The sequence below is a fragment of the Sphingomonas sp. SphC10 genome, assembly GCF_057004845.1.
The window spans coordinates 2934054-2947772 of record NZ_CM168044.1 but is presented as its reverse complement, the minus strand read 5'-3'; the positions used below and the strand labels follow the sequence as shown (position 1 = coordinate 2947772).

The following is a 13719-nucleotide window of genomic DNA, read 5'->3' as shown; positions in this document are numbered from 1 at the left end:
ATCAAAGGAAAATTGCGCCGGTCCTAAAAGGATGCTGGCGTATCCCTTTCAAATACCCTCACCTGTCAGGCGCTGGCATACCATGTCCAGCTGATCGAGCGTCGAATAGCTGAGGGTCAGCGTACCCCCCTTCTCGCCATGCGCGATACGCACCGACAGGCCGAGCAGATCGGCAAGCTGTCCCTCCAGGGCGGCGATATCGGCATCCGCCGCGTCCTGCCCCGGCGGCAGTTTGCCAGTACCCTTCTCGCCCTCGTCCGATCCCTTGCGACCGCCGCCCTTGGCTTCGCGGGTCAGCTTCTCGGTCTCACGAACGCTGAGGCCGCGCGCGATGACCTGATCGGCCAGCGCCTCGACCTCGTTTGCGCCGAGCAGCGCACGGGCATGGCCCATCGACAGCGCGCCGCTGACCACCTGCCCCTGCACCGTATCGGGCAGTTCAAGCAGGCGCAGCAGATTGGCGACATGGCTGCGCGACTTGTGGACGATCTTGGCCAGCGCCTCCTGGGTATGACCGAACTCGCCCGCCAGCCGCTGATAGGCCTGCGCCTCTTCGATGGCGTTCAGGTCCTGCCGCTGGATATTCTCGATCAACGCGACTTCGAGCGTCTGGGCATCGTCGAAGTCCCGGACGACGACCGGCACCTCGTGCAACCGCGCGCGCTGGGCCGCACGCCAACGGCGTTCGCCCGCGACGATCTGATAGTCCTTGCCGTGCGGGCGCACGACGATCGGCTGGATCAGCCCGCGCGCCGCGATCGAGGCGGCGAGTTCGTCCAGCGCTGCTTCCTCGAAATGACGGCGCGGCTGATCGGGATGCGGCTGCAACGAGCCAACGGGCAGCATCCGCACGCCCCCCGGCGTCGGCTGATCGCCCGGCCGGATCGGCGCCTCACGCGCGATATCGCCGAGCAGGGCGCCAAGGCCGCGGCCCAGACCGGGACGCGGACGCTTTGCTGTGGTTTCGCCGCTCATGCCGCCGCCGCTCCCGGCTGGTGGCCGAGCGGCAGGCGCGCGATCAGCTCGCGGGCCAGCGCGATATAGGCCTGGCTGCCGACGCAGCGATGGTCATAGATCAACGCGGGCAGGCCATGGCTGGGCGCCTCCGACAGCCGGACGTTGCGCGGAATCACCGTATCGAACACTACACCCCCCAAAACGGCGCGCACATCGGCCGACACCTGGTCGGTCAGCCGGTTGCGCCGGTCATACATCGTCAAGGCCACGCCCAGGATCGCGAGCCCGGGATTGAACCGCGCGCGTATCCGCTCGACTGTGGTCAGCAACTGCGACAGACCTTCGAGCGCAAAGAACTCGCATTGCAGCGGCACGAACAGCGAGTCGGACGCCACCATGGCGTTGATCGTCAACAGTCCCAGCGAGGGCGGGCAATCGACCAGCACGATGTCCCAATTGCCCTGCGTCCGCCGCAGCGCATGGTCCAGCCGGTGCGTCCGATTCTCGAAATCGACCAGCTCCAGCTCGGCGCCTGACAGGTCGACCGTGGCGGGCACGACGTCCAGACGCGGCACCTGGCTATGCACCACCGCATCGTCGATCCGCGCCTCGCCCAGCAGTACGTGATAGCTGGAGAACATCCGCTGGCTGTTGGGAATGCCCAGACCTGTCGAAGCATTACCCTGTGGATCGAGATCGATCAGCAGGACGTTCAGCCCCGTCGCCGCCAGCGCGGTGGCAAGATTGATGGCGCTGGTGGTCTTGCCCACCCCACCCTTCTGGTTCGCGATGGCAACGCAGATCATCGGGCCTCTACTCGGTCGAGGATCACGATCGACGATTCCGCCGAGGTGATGCTATGTTCCACGTGAAACACGAAGCGCCATTGCCGCTTGAGGGTCTTGATTTCGCGCTCGTCCAGGCGGCCGCGCGGGAGCAGCCACCGCGTTTCCTGTTTGCCGCAGTGCGCCGCCGCGCGCAAAAGATTTTCGACTGTCGCCACCGCACGAGCAGAAATAATATCGGCCTGGAGCGGCACGGCTTCGATCTTGGACGCGTGGACCGTCACCCGGTCACCCATGCCCAGCCCGTCGACGCATTCTTGCAGGAACTCCGCCCGCTTCTTGCGCGGCTCGACCAGCGCGACCCGCCCGGGCCAAGCGATGGCGACGATCATGCCGGGAAAGCCGCCGCCCGTGCCGATATCGATCCACTGGCCATCCGCCCGATCGGCGAGAGGGATCAGCTGTGCCGAGTCGACCGCATGGCGGCTCCAGATCGTGCCGATGGTGGAAGGTGAGATGAGGTTCTGCTGGTCGTTTTCCACAACCACACGGTCGAGGAACCAGTCGATCCGCGACGCCGCATCCTCCCCGAACCGCTGCACCGCCCAGTCGCGGGCCTGATCCTCGTTCATGCGGCGACCTTTCGAGCGTAGAGAAGCACTGCCGACAGGGCAGCAGGCGTGATGCCGCGAATACGCGATGCCGCCGCCAAGGTAGCGGGGCGCGCGAGACCGAGCCGGTCGATCATCTCCTGCGACAGCCCGGGGATGGCGGCATAGTCGAGCGCAGGCGACAATAGGATTTGCTCATCGGCACGGAGCCGTGCGACCTCCTCCGCCTGTCGTTCGACATAGGGCGCGTAACGCGCATCCTCCAGTGTTTCGGCCACCACCGCCGGGTCGCAACCCTCCGCTGCGTCGGGCGCAACATGCGCCAGCGTCACACCGTCGAAACGCAGCCATTCATAAGCCGTCCGCCGCGCGCCATCCTGCGCGATCGCGGCACCGCTGCGCGACAGATCGGACGCGGTACGCACCACGGACAACCGCTCGCGCAACCTTGCCTGCTGTTCCTGTCGCTGCCGCCTATGGGCCAGCCGTTGCTCCGAGAGGCACCCGGCCGCTTCGGCAATACCGCCCAACCGTGTCTCGGCATTGTCCGCCCGCAACGACAGGCGGTACTCGGCGCGCGCGGTCAGCATGCGATAGGGTTCGGTCACGCCCTGCAACACCAGATCGTCGATCATCACGCCCAGATAGCTCGATGCCCGGTCGAGGATGACGGGTGACAGATCACAGGCATGCGCCGCGGCGTTCAGCCCGGCGATCAGTCCCTGCCCCGCCGCTTCCTCATAGCCGGTCGTGCCGTTGATCTGACCGGCGCAGAATACCCCCGCCAGAGCGCCGAGTGCCAATCGTGAATCAAGGGCACGCGGATCGATATGATCATACTCGACGGCATAGCCCGGCAGCGTGATGACCGCCCTCTCCAGCCCCGGCATGGAGGCGATCATCGCCTCCTGCACATCGGTCGGTAGCGAGGTCGACAGGCCGTTCGGATAGACCAAGGGATCGTCCAGCCCCTCCGGCTCCAGAAAGATCTGATGGCTGTCGCGGTCGGCGAAGCGTTTGATCTTGTCCTCGATCGACGGGCAGTAGCGCGGACCGTTCGCCTCGATCGCGCCGGTGAACAGCGGCGAGCGGTGGAAAGCCGCCGCGATGATCGCATGAGTCTGCTCGGTCGTTCGCGTGATCGCGCAGGCGATCTGGGGTAGCGGCCGGGCCGCCGTCATCGGCGACATGGTCCAGGGATTGGTGTCGGAAGGCTGCTCGTCCAGCTTCGCCCAGTCGATTGTGCGGCCGTCGAGACGCGGCGGCGTGCCGGTCTTCATCCGTGCCATCGGCAAGCCGAGTGCACGGAGCTGCTCGGCCATGCGGGTCGCGGCGCGCTCGCCGATGCGACCGCCCAGATGCCGTTCCTCGCCGCGGAACAGCCGTCCGCCCAGGAAGGTCCCGGTCGCCAGCACCACCGCACGAGCCGACAGGATCGTGCCGTCGGCCAGCTGCACACCCGCGACCCGATCGCCGTCGAGAACCAGAGCCTCGGCCTCACCCTCGACGATGGTCAAATTGGGTTGCGCCGCGAGCATCGCCTGGATTGCCCCGGCATAGCGCCGCCGGTCCGCCTGCACGCGCGGCCCCTGGACGGCGGTGCCCTTGCTGCGGTTGAGCATCCGATAATGGATCGCACCCATATCCGCCGCGCGGCCGATCAGCCCGTCAAAGGCATCGACCTCCCGCACGATATGGCCCTTCCCCAATCCCCCGATGGCGGGATTGCAGGACATGGCGCCCAGGCCATGACGATCGAAGGACAAAAGGGCCGTCCGCGCACCCCGGCGCGCAGCCGCCGCAGCGGCCTCGGTTCCCGCGTGACCACCACCGATCACTACGACATCAAACATGCCCCCGCCCTACCGGAAGGACCGGGCAGCGTCAAAGCGATCCCCACCAACATTCTATGCTTAACGTTCCACGTGGAACAATTACTTGCCGAGGCAAAAGCGCCCGAACAGTGCATCGAGCATCGTTTCGGTCGCACTGACGCCCAGCACTTCCGCCAGCGCCTGTCGTGCCACCCGCAATTCCTCCGCCATCAAAAGGATGTCATCGCTCGGCGCGGCGATCAACGCATTGGCGGCGCGGCGGCATTGGTCCTGCTGATGCCGCTTGAATCCGATCGCATCTTCGCGCGGCAGCAGTCCGGTGGCGGTCTCCGCAATCGCGTCCCAGACGCTGGCTACACTGCTCCCCTCATCACGTCGCACGGCCAGCCGCCGCCCCTCGGGCAGCCCCTCCCGCCCCGGCAAATCCGCCCGCGAATGGAGCCAGATCGCATCGCCACGCGGCGGAGGCGTGTCGGCCATCCACAACAGGATGTCCGCCTGAAGGATCGCCTCTTGCGCGCGGGTTACGCCGATCGCCTCGATCACGTCATCGGTATCTTCGGCCAGTCCGGCGGTATCGGTCAGCACATAGGCCACCCCGCCCCGCAGCACGCTCGCCTCGATCCGGTCACGGGTCGTGCCCGCAATCGGCGAGACGATGGCCGCCTCGCGCTCGACCAGCAGGTTGAGCAAGGTCGACTTGCCGCTATTGGGCGGCCCGGCCAGCACCACGCGGATACCGTCGTGAAGCCGGTCGACCGGCGGCCGCTCGACCACCTCCAGCATGGTGATAGCCAGATCGTGCATCTCGCTTTTGATCCGCGCCACCGCCGCCTGATCGAGCGGCACGTCATCCTCTTCGGCGAAATCGAGCATCGCCTCGATCATCGCCGACAGCATCGCCAGCCGATCCATCCAGCCGCGCACCGCCTGGCTCACCCGCCCTTCGACCGCACCGATCGCGGCGCGGCGCTGGCGTTCGGTCTGTGCTTCCAGAAGATCGGCCAGCCCTTCCGCCTCGGCCAGATCGATCCGGCCATTCAGCAAAGCGCGACGGGTAAACTCGCCCGGCTCGGCACGGCGAACGCCCGGCTGTTCTGCCAAGGCCCGCTCGACCGCTGCCACCACCGCGCGACCGCCATGGCAGTGCAGTTCGATCAGATCCTCGCCGGTCGCCGTCGCCGGGCCGGGAAAGGAGAGCAGCAACGCCGAATCCAGCACTGCCCCCGCCCCATCCTTCAACGTCCGCAGGCTCGCGCGACGGGCCTCGGGCAACCGTCCGCCCAGCCGCTCGGCGGCTGCGAAGGCCGCCGGGCCGCTCACACGGATCACCGCGATGGCGGCGGGCGGCTGTCCGCTGGAGACGGCGAAGATCGTGTCGGTCATGCTCAGGGTCAGCCCTTCTGCCCCTCGAACATCCGGCGCCACATGGTCATGCTTGCCTCGCCCATCGGCGCCCAGTTGCGCATCATCGCCTCGATCATCTCGGGCTTCACGCCGGACTGCATCGTGTCGAGCATCATCTGGACATAGCGTTCGTGGATCGGCGTCAGGTCGGGCAGGCCCATGGCGCGGCGCGCCTCTTCGGGCGTGCAGTCGATTTCCACATTCACTTTCATGCGCCATCCTCCATCACGCGACCAAGAATGGCATAAGGCGTTATCGTCGCGACGACCACAGGAGACCCGCATGACTGCCACCAAGACCATCGCCGCCACCCACGGCGAAGGCCAGTTCAACGCCTATTATGCCGAGCCGGAGGGTCAGCCGACCGCCGCGATCATCGTCATCCAGGAAATCTTCGGCGTGAATGCGGGCATCCGCCGCAAATGCGATACGTTGGCCGAGGCGGGCTATCTGGCCGTCGCCCCCGATCTTTTCCACAAGATCGCCCCCGGCATCGAACTGGACCCCGACGTCCCCAACGAGATGCAACAGGCACTCGACCTGATGGGCCAGTTCGACCAGGACGGCGGCATTCGCGATATCGAGGCGACGATCAAGGCGATCCGCGACGAGCATGGCGCGGACTTCAAGGTCGGCGTCGTCGGCTATTGCCTGGGCGGGCGACTGGCCTTCATGACCGCCGCGCGGACCGATGTGGACGCCAGTACCGGCTATTATGGCGTCGGCATCGACGGCCTGCTGGGCGAGAAGCACGCCATCGCCAAGCCGGTCCTGCTCCACATTCCGCAGGAGGATCACTTCGTCGACAAGGACGCGCAAGCGCGGATGCATGAGGGGCTGGACGATCACCCCAAGGTCACGCTGTATGATTATGCCGGTGAGGATCACGGCTTCGCGACCGAGTTCGGTCAGCGTCGGTCGGATGAGTCCGCCAAGCTGGCGGATGAACGCACCATGGCGTTCTTCGCGGAGCATCTCCGCTAAATAGGAACCACCCTCACCCTTCCCACCCGCGCTGCGGGTGGGTCCCTTCCCGCTCCCATTGGGAGAGGGAGGGAGGCGCGAAGCGCCGGAAGGGTGAGGGTGTATTTTTACGCCGTCTTGGCCAGCGCCTCGGCGATCAGTTTGCGGCTGTTATCCACACCGTAAAGCGCGATGAAGCTGCCCATGCGCGGCCCTTGCGCCGAGCCCAGCAGCGTCTCGTACAGCGCCTTGAACCAGTCGCGCAGCGACGGGAAGGCGTCGGTCTTGCCGATCTCATAGACGATATTTTGGATGTCCTCGGCGGTCGCGCCCTCGGGCAATGCGGCCAACTGCGCATCCAGCTGGCGCAGCGCTTCCGCCTCATGCGGCTCGGGCGCGCGGCGCTGGAGCGTGGGCGCGACGAAGTCACGGGCATAGGCTAGCGCGTGGTCGATCAGCCGGTCGAGCTCGGGATATTTCTCCGCCGACGCTTCCGGAACGTAATTGGCGAGATAGCCCCAGACCTGTTCCTTGGTGGCCTCACCCATCACGCCGACCAGGTTGAGCAGCAGCCCGAACGTCACCGGCAGCTCGCCCTCGGGCAGCTTGCCGTCATGGATATGGTGGACCGGATTGCCCAGCTGCTCCTTGAGCGACTGGTTGGGATAGTTGACCCGGAACTGCCAATATTCGTCCACAGCCCGCGGGATGACGCCCATGTGCAGCTGCTTGGCCTTTTTCGGCTCGCGATAGGCGAAGAAGGCCAGGCTCTCCTCCGGGCCATAGGTCAGCCACTGGTCGAGGCTGAGGCCGTTGCCCTTCGACTTGGAAATCTTCTCGCCATGCTCGTCAAGGAACATCTCGTAGTTGAAGCCCTCGGGCGGACGGCCGCCGAGCACGCGCACGATCTTCGACGACTGGGTGACCGAGTCGATCAGGTCCTTGCCCGCCATCTCGTAATCCACACCGAGCGCGACCCAGCGCATCGCCCAGTCGACCTTCCATTGCAGCTTGGACAGGCCGCCCAGCGCCGACTGGACGATTCGCTCGCCCTCGTCCTCGAAGGCAATCAGGCCTGCCTCGGCGTCGATCACCTCGACCGGCACCTGCAACACGATGCCCGACTTGGGGCTGATCGGCAGGACGGGTGAATAGGTCGCGCGGCGCTCGGCACGCAGCGTCGGGAGCATCACGTCCTGAATGCCCTGGAAATGCTTCAGCACCAGCCGCAACGCATCGTCAAACCGGCCGGACGTGTAGTACTCCGTCGACGAGGCGAACTCGTAATCGAAGCCATAGCGGTCAAGAAACTGGCGCAGCAGCGCGTTGTTGTGCGCAGCGAAGCTGTCGAACTTCTCGAACGGATCGGGCACCTGGGTCAGCGGCTTGCCGAGATGCTCGAGCAGCATTTCCTGGTTCGGCACATTGTCCGGCACCTTGCGCAGGCCGTCCATATCGTCCGAAAAGGCGATCAGCCGGGTCTTCTGATCCGACAGCGCGTGGAAGGCATTGCGGACCATGGTGGTGCGCAGCACTTCGTTGAACGTGCCGATATGCGGCAGGCCCGAGGGGCCATAGCCGGTTTCGAACAGGACCGGCGCACCGCCCGGCTTGCCGTCGGGATAGCGTTTGAGGAGCTTGCGAGCCTCCTCATAGGGCCAGGCCTTGGACTCGAGAGCGGTGGAGCGGAGTTCGTCTGTCATGGATTTGCCTCTGGCAAGCCGGGGCGTGATGCACAATGTATTTTGCGATTTCCACGGGCTGCTCGCCGCTCATGCACAGAGTTATCCACAGGGTGAGTTTGTTCCACGTGGAACAGATGAGGTCGTACTGTTTGGCATTCCCTCCCCCATCCCCTCCCGCCTGCGGGAGGGGAGTGCCTGGTTGAAAGGATAAGCGCGCCTCACCCGGTAAGCCCCTCCCGCAGGCGGGAAGGGTTTGGAGAGGGCGTCACCGAGAACTATTTGCTCAATGGATCGCGTCAAATTCCCATCCCCCGTTGCCATCCTGTTCCCACTCCCCCAAATCACTTTGGTGACTTCACTCCCCCACCCCGCCCTTCATGCCAGCCATAGCGGTGTGTGGATTTCCACCGGGGGACAGACCCGTGCCGTCTCACGCGGCGAGGCGATCGGGCTGGCGTCGGAAACGCCGGTCATCCTGCTCAACGCGCCGTTGATCGGCCAGCGACTGGGCTATGCCGAACTGTCCGGGCTCGACATCCTCGAACTCTTCGCCTTTCTGCGCCCCGCGCAATTCGCGGTCCCGACGCCGCACGGTCTCGCCCGCGCCTGTGGATTGGAGCCACCGGAAGGCGATGCGGACGTGGCCGCCTTTCTGCTTCGCGCGACCGAAAAGCTGCTCGCCATGCCAGACGGCGCATGGCCTGAGCGCGAGGGTGCGTGGACGGCTGCGCAAAGCCTTGCCCGGCTCCGCTGGCCCTGGGCGCCGCTGATCGGCCCACGGCTCACTCGGCCGGAGCGCAACGAGCGCTGGCTGTTCAGCGCGCTGCCTGAATGGGAGGAGGACGCCCCCCGTCCCGCCCCGCGCACCATCGATCTGCCGCCGCAGGATTCGGAGGAACGGCTGCGACGCCTGACCGGCGATGGGGCCGAGGAACGCCCGGGCCAGCGCGCCTATGCCGCCGCCGTCACCGCCGCCTTCGCACCGCGCGCCGTTCGCGACACGCCGAACATGGTGCTGGCCGAGGCGGGAACCGGTATCGGCAAGACGCTCGGCTATCTCGCCCCCGCCAGCCTCTGGGCCGAGCGGGCGGGCGGCGCGGTGTGGATTTCGACCTATACGAAGGCGCTGCAACGCCAGTTGAGCGGCGAGACCGCGCGCATCTTCCCGGATGCCGTGCTGCGCAAGGAACGCGTTGTCACCCGCAAGGGCCGCGAAAATTATCTGTGCCTGCTCAATCTGGAGGATGCGCTGCAAGGCGGGTTCGCCGGACGCGCAGCGGTGCTGGCGCAGCTGGTCGCGCGCTGGGCGGCCTATAGCGCCGATGGCGACATGGTCGGGGGCGACCTGCCCGGCTGGCTGACCACCTTGTTCCGTCGCAACGGCTCGGCCGCGCTGACCGACCGGCGCGGCGAGTGCGTCTATGCGGGCTGCCCGCATTACCGGAAATGCTTCATCGAGCATGCGGCGCGCGCCTCGGTGCAGGCGGACATCGTCATCGCCAATCACGCACTGGTCATGGTCAACGCCGCACGTGGTCGCGAAACGCAGACGCGCCCAACGCGCTACGTCTTCGACGAGGGCCATCACCTGTTCGACGCGGCGGACTCGATGTTCGCCACCGCGCTGACCGGTTCCGAGACGATCGAGCTACGGCGCTGGATACTTGGCCCCGAAGCCGGATCGCGGGGGCGTCGCCGGGGCCTCGCCGCGCGACTGTCCGATGTCGCCAGCTATGACGAGGGCGGCAACCGCGCGATCGGAGATGCGGTGCAGGCGGCGCACGCGCTGGCGAGCGAAGGCTGGCTGGGACGACTGGCGGAGGGTCAGCCCTTCGGCCCGATCGAGGCATTGCTGGCGGCGGTACGCGGCCTGGCCTTTGCCCGCGCCGAGCAACCGGGCGATGCGGGTTATGGCCTGGAGACCGAACTGGCCGATCCCTCGCCCGCACTGATCGAGGCCGCCGGGCCCGCCGCCCATGCGCTCGACGCCCTGCTGCGGCCGCTCGTGACCTTGGGCCAGCGGCTGGAGGCGGTGTTGCAGGAAGCGCCCGACTGGCTCGACGGGCAAGCGCGTGCGCGGGTGGAAGGCGCGATCGCCTCGATCGCATGGCGCGCGGAAACGGTCGCCGCCTGGCTGTCGTTGCTCGCGCGGATCGGCGGGCCGGTCGATCCCGATTTCGTCGACTGGCTGGCGGTCGATCGGGTCGAGGGGCGCGAATATGATATCGGCCTGCATCGCCACTGGCTCGACCCCACCCGCCCCTTTGCCGAGATCGTGCTGAAGCCTGCGCATGGCGCGCTCGTCACCTCGGCGACCTTGCGGGCCGGAGGGAATTGGGACGTGGCGGAGGCCAGGACGGGCGCGCCGCATCTGGCGCGTGACCCCGCCCATTTTGTCGCGGAGAGCCCGTTCGATTATCCGACCCGCGCCGAAGTGCTGATCGTCACCGATGTGAAGCGGGGTGATATTCCACAACTCGCCAATGCCTATTCCCGGCTGATCGCGGCGGCCAAGGGCGGGACGCTGGGGCTGTTCACCGCGATCCGGCGGTTGCGCGGTGTGCATGGCCGGATCGCCGACCGGCTAGCGCGCGACGGGCTGGCGCTGCACGCGCAGCATGTCGATCCGATCGACACCGGCACGCTTGTGGATATCTTTCGCGACGATCCATCGGCGTCGCTGCTCGGCACCGATGCGTTGCGCGACGGGGTGGACGTGCCCGGCTCGTCCCTCCGGCTGGTGGTGATGGAGGGTGTGCCCTGGCCCAAGCCCACCGTGCTGCACGCCGCGCGCAAATTGGCGGGCGGCGGCAGCGCCTATGACGACCGGATCGTGCGGGCGCGGCTGGCGCAGGCGTTCGGTCGGTTAATCCGGCGCGCCGACGATCGCGGGGCGTTCGTCCTGCTCTCCGCCGCCATGCCGTCGCGGCTGCTCGACGCCTTTCCACCGGGCGTCGCGATTTCCCGCGTGACCCTCGACGAAGCGGTCGCGCGGGTCGCGGGGCGGCTTTCCTCCGACGCGCCGATAGGGCATGGGGATAGCCAAATCCTGCCAGCCGCCGCGACGGAGTTTCCGGATCGATGAAGACGCTGACGCTCCTTCGCCATGCCAAGTCGAGCTGGGACGATCCCGTCGCCCGCGATTTCGATCGTCCGCTCAATGCCAAGGGACGGCGCGCGGCGGCGATGATCGGGCGGCATCTGAAGGCCAAGGGATTCGCCTTCGACCATGTTCTCGCCTCCCCCGCTGTCCGCGTCATCGAGACGCTGGACGAGGTATGGAGCGGTTACGGCCAAAAGCTGGAGCCGGTCTGGAACAAGGCGATGTACCTGGCCTCCGCCGCCAGCCTGCTCGATCTGGTCCAGGCGATGCCCGACGCTGCGGACCATGTGTTGATGGTCGGGCATAATCCGGGGCTGGAGGATCTGGTCCTTGACCTCACGCTCACCGGCGAATTGCGCGAGCGGGTGGAGGATAAATATCCGACCGCGACGGTGGCGCAGATGACCTTGCCGGTCGATCGCTGGGCCGAGGTCCGGGCGCATAGCGCGACGCTGGTGGCGTTCATCCGGCCGCGCGATCTGGACCCGACGCTGGGGCCGGATACGCCGTAGCCCGCCTGCCCCTCCACCACCGGGCCGACGCCCGGCGGTCCCCCTCCCCAAGCGAGCTTGGGGAGGAATTGGTTACCCCTTCCCTTCGAGCTTCGCCTTCAGTCCAGCCAGCGCGCCGAATGGCCCCGCTTCATCCTCGCTGATCACGCCCGCTTCCTTGAGAGTTGCCGCCGCGTTCGGGCTGCGCGGGAAGGGATCGAGCGACAGGGCCATGGTTTCGGCCGCCGCCTCGCCCAGGTCGATCGTGCCGCCCTCGATCTCGATCGTGTCGAGCGAATCCTCGGACAGTTCGATCTCCTCGTCCGCACCGTGCCCCATGGGTTCGACGAAGCGCAGGGCGACCGGTTCGTCGACCTTGGCCGGGACCGGGTCGCCCGTCACCGAACAGGGCTGCACCACCGACCCACGCACCGTGCCGGTGACGAGGATACCGGCCGCATCGCGCCGCACGACCAGATCGGCCGACAGCGCTTCGACCGAGAGCAGCCCGAACCGCCCGGCCAGCGCCCGGCGTTCGTCCGCGGTCGTGTCGATCGAGACGGGCTTTTCGCGCTCACCGATCGTGTCGATCTTTTCGGGGCGGCTCCATTCGGGGGTCACGGCAGGTCTCCAAGGGTAAGGCGAGCGAGCGAAACAGCCGCCAATTGCTCATGTAGGGTGCGAAGCGCGTCACGAACATGGGCAACGGCATCCGTATCCGCGGGTGCCGCGCCGCGATACAGATTGCGGACCAAGGCGGCGTCCATCACCGCCTTATCCCCGGTCAGCCCCTCGCGATAGGCGGTCAGGCGCCCTCCCAGCATCGCCATCATCTTGCCGATATGCTTGCCGACCACGATGTCGCCGATGCCGAGTTCGCGAAGCTGCCCGTCCATGTCGGTGACGAAGCGCTCGGTCAGCCGCGCAGCGGGTTCCACGCCCTTGGGCTCGGCCTCCAGCCGGATCAGCACCACCGACAGGACCGCCGCGATCATGTCGAACCGGCCATCGACCGTATCGGGCACCGCGCCGTCCAGATACCAATGCTCCGCCCGCGCGCGCAGCACGACGGCGTTGTACAGCGGCAGCGCCGCATCCGCGTCCCGCCCGAAATAGCGGGCGATCCCCTGCTTGAGCCAGCCCCAGGCCATGTGCCCCTCCCCTTCCTGCCCGCACGACCGGTTGCGCGCGAATTGCTTGTATGCGCCTTTCCCTTGGCATATCGAGGGGGTGACGGTCGAGCGGATCGACCGCCTGTATAGCTGCCTGTGCGGCCGATCGTCCGGCCCGGAGATAATGATGAGCGTTTCTTCCACCCGCGCCCTCGGGCTGGGCCTGATCATGGCCCTGGCGGCGTCGGCCTGTACGCCGCTGCGGTCGCATCAGGGTTATGTGGTCGATGTCGATCTCGTCAACTCGATCCAGCCGGGCGTCGACAACCGCCAGTCGGTGCTCCAGACACTGGGCACGCCGACCATCTCCAGCCAGTTCGGCGGTGGCGACTGGTATTATGTCGCCCGCGACAGCCGCAACCTGGGCTATACCCTGCCCAAGCCCGTGTCGCAGATCACATTGCAGATCAGCTTCGACCAGGCGGGCAACGTCGCAACGATCCGCCGCGCCGGTGTCGATCAGGTCGCCGACATCTCGCCCTATGGCAAGACCACGCCGACCTTGGGTCGCCAGCGCGGCTTCTTCCAGGATCTGTTCGGCAATATCGGCGCAGTCGGTGCGCCGGGCGCCGGTGGCGGTCAGGGCGGCGGCATGGGTGGCGGGCGTACCCGGCCGTAAAGGGCTGGGTTTTCCTTCACAACGATAACAGCCGTTCGCGCCGAGCGAAGTCGAAGCGCGCGTTCTGCGTTTCGTCGACGGATTCCCTTGG

General features: G+C 66.8%; 13 protein-coding genes. 4 read left to right on the top strand and 9 right to left on the bottom strand.

Going from position 1 to position 13719, the window contains the following annotated elements:
• Positions 1-48: 48 nt before the first annotated feature.
• The 6 genes from ACWKSV_RS13495 to ACWKSV_RS13470 all read right to left on the bottom strand — a co-directional run bounded on the left by ACWKSV_RS13495 (position 49) and on the right by ACWKSV_RS13470 (position 5807).
• A complete protein-coding gene (locus tag ACWKSV_RS13495) occupies positions 49-975 on the bottom strand; it encodes a ParB/RepB/Spo0J family partition protein (protein ID WP_076714342.1) in 927 nt (308 codons plus the stop codon).
• Positions 972-1763 (bottom strand): ParA family protein, encoded by a 792-nt coding sequence (locus ACWKSV_RS13490; RefSeq protein ID WP_056438807.1) that lies wholly within the window; start codon positions 1761-1763, stop codon positions 972-974. The genes ACWKSV_RS13495 and ACWKSV_RS13490 overlap by 4 nt, the downstream gene beginning before the upstream one ends.
• Positions 1760-2374 carry a 16S rRNA (guanine(527)-N(7))-methyltransferase RsmG gene (gene rsmG / locus ACWKSV_RS13485; protein WP_076714340.1) on the bottom strand — a complete coding sequence of 205 codons (615 nt, stop codon included), beginning with the start codon at positions 2372-2374 and terminating at the stop codon, positions 1760-1762. The genes ACWKSV_RS13490 and rsmG overlap by 4 nt, the downstream gene beginning before the upstream one ends.
• Positions 2371-4206 carry a tRNA uridine-5-carboxymethylaminomethyl(34) synthesis enzyme MnmG gene (mnmG, locus tag ACWKSV_RS13480; RefSeq protein ID WP_076714338.1) on the bottom strand — a complete coding sequence of 612 codons (1836 nt, stop codon included), beginning with the start codon at positions 4204-4206 and terminating at the stop codon, positions 2371-2373. The genes rsmG and mnmG overlap by 4 nt, the downstream gene beginning before the upstream one ends.
• Before the next feature lie 81 nt (positions 4207-4287).
• Positions 4288-5574, bottom strand: coding sequence for a tRNA uridine-5-carboxymethylaminomethyl(34) synthesis GTPase MnmE (gene mnmE / locus ACWKSV_RS13475; protein WP_076714336.1), 1287 nt, complete (start codon positions 5572-5574; stop codon positions 4288-4290).
• A gap of 8 nt (positions 5575-5582) precedes the next feature.
• Complete coding sequence (locus ACWKSV_RS13470; RefSeq protein WP_042486898.1) at positions 5583-5807, bottom strand: DUF6489 family protein; 225 nt, start codon at positions 5805-5807, stop codon at positions 5583-5585.
• Positions 5808-5877: 70 nt separating this feature from the next.
• On the opposite strand from ACWKSV_RS13470, the gene ACWKSV_RS13465 reads away from it, so the two are divergent.
• On the top strand, positions 5878-6579 hold the full coding sequence (locus tag ACWKSV_RS13465) for a dienelactone hydrolase family protein (RefSeq protein WP_076714334.1): 702 nt from the start codon (positions 5878-5880) through the stop codon (positions 6577-6579).
• Positions 6580-6686: 107 nt separating this feature from the next.
• Here the strand turns inward: ACWKSV_RS13465 and ACWKSV_RS13460 are convergent, their stop codons facing one another.
• Positions 6687-8261 (bottom strand): lysine--tRNA ligase, encoded by a 1575-nt coding sequence (locus tag ACWKSV_RS13460; RefSeq protein ID WP_191864751.1) that lies wholly within the window; start codon positions 8259-8261, stop codon positions 6687-6689.
• A 331-nt stretch (positions 8262-8592) separates the two neighbouring features.
• Between ACWKSV_RS13460 and ACWKSV_RS13455 the strand changes: the two genes are divergently transcribed.
• Both ACWKSV_RS13455 and ACWKSV_RS13450 read left to right on the top strand, forming a co-directional pair.
• Complete coding sequence (locus ACWKSV_RS13455) at positions 8593-11328, top strand: ATP-dependent DNA helicase (RefSeq protein WP_076717779.1); 2736 nt, start codon at positions 8593-8595, stop codon at positions 11326-11328.
• Positions 11325-11858 (top strand): SixA phosphatase family protein, encoded by a 534-nt coding sequence (locus ACWKSV_RS13450; RefSeq protein WP_076714330.1) that lies wholly within the window; start codon positions 11325-11327, stop codon positions 11856-11858. Before ACWKSV_RS13455 ends, ACWKSV_RS13450 begins: the two co-directional genes overlap by 4 nt.
• A gap of 72 nt (positions 11859-11930) precedes the next feature.
• On the opposite strand, the gene ACWKSV_RS13445 is transcribed toward ACWKSV_RS13450, so the two are convergent.
• Entirely contained in the window at positions 11931-12458 is a 528-nt protein-coding gene (locus tag ACWKSV_RS13445) for a YceD family protein (RefSeq protein WP_076714328.1), read from the bottom strand.
• Positions 12455-12988: a ubiquinol-cytochrome C chaperone family protein gene (locus ACWKSV_RS13440; protein ID WP_076714326.1), complete on the bottom strand. Its 534-nt coding sequence runs from the start codon at positions 12986-12988 to the stop codon at positions 12455-12457. Before ACWKSV_RS13440 ends, ACWKSV_RS13445 begins: the two co-directional genes overlap by 4 nt.
• Positions 12989-13136: 148 nt before the next feature.
• On the opposite strand from ACWKSV_RS13440, the gene ACWKSV_RS13435 reads away from it, so the two are divergent.
• Positions 13137-13628, top strand: a complete 492-nt coding sequence (locus ACWKSV_RS13435) for an outer membrane protein assembly factor BamE (RefSeq protein WP_056439014.1) — start codon at positions 13137-13139, stop codon at positions 13626-13628.
• The last annotated feature ends 91 nt before the right edge of the window (positions 13629-13719 follow it).

Bases quoted from the DNA above. Each gene is read 5' to 3' on its own strand.
- ACWKSV_RS13495 (WP_076714342.1), bottom strand. From the start codon at position 975: ATGAGCGGCGAAACCACAGCAAAGCGTCCGCGTCCCGGTCTGGGCCGC.
- ACWKSV_RS13490 (WP_056438807.1), bottom strand. From the start codon at position 1,763: ATGATCTGCGTTGCCATCGCGAACCAGAAGGGTGGGGTGGGCAAGACC.
- rsmG (WP_076714340.1), bottom strand. From the start codon at position 2,374: ATGAACGAGGATCAGGCCCGCGACTGGGCGGTGCAGCGGTTCGGGGAG.
- mnmG (WP_076714338.1), bottom strand. From the start codon at position 4,206: ATGTTTGATGTCGTAGTGATCGGTGGTGGTCACGCGGGAACCGAGGCC.
- mnmE (WP_076714336.1), bottom strand. From the start codon at position 5,574: ATGACCGACACGATCTTCGCCGTCTCCAGCGGACAGCCGCCCGCCGCC.
- ACWKSV_RS13470 (WP_042486898.1), bottom strand. From the start codon at position 5,807: ATGAAAGTGAATGTGGAAATCGACTGCACGCCCGAAGAGGCGCGCCGC.
- ACWKSV_RS13465 (WP_076714334.1), top strand. From the start codon at position 5,878: ATGACTGCCACCAAGACCATCGCCGCCACCCACGGCGAAGGCCAGTTC.
- ACWKSV_RS13460 (WP_191864751.1), bottom strand. From the start codon at position 8,261: ATGACAGACGAACTCCGCTCCACCGCTCTCGAGTCCAAGGCCTGGCCC.
- ACWKSV_RS13450 (WP_076714330.1), top strand. From the start codon at position 11,325: ATGAAGACGCTGACGCTCCTTCGCCATGCCAAGTCGAGCTGGGACGAT.
- ACWKSV_RS13440 (WP_076714326.1), bottom strand. From the start codon at position 12,988: ATGGCCTGGGGCTGGCTCAAGCAGGGGATCGCCCGCTATTTCGGGCGG.
- ACWKSV_RS13435 (WP_056439014.1), top strand. From the start codon at position 13,137: ATGAGCGTTTCTTCCACCCGCGCCCTCGGGCTGGGCCTGATCATGGCC.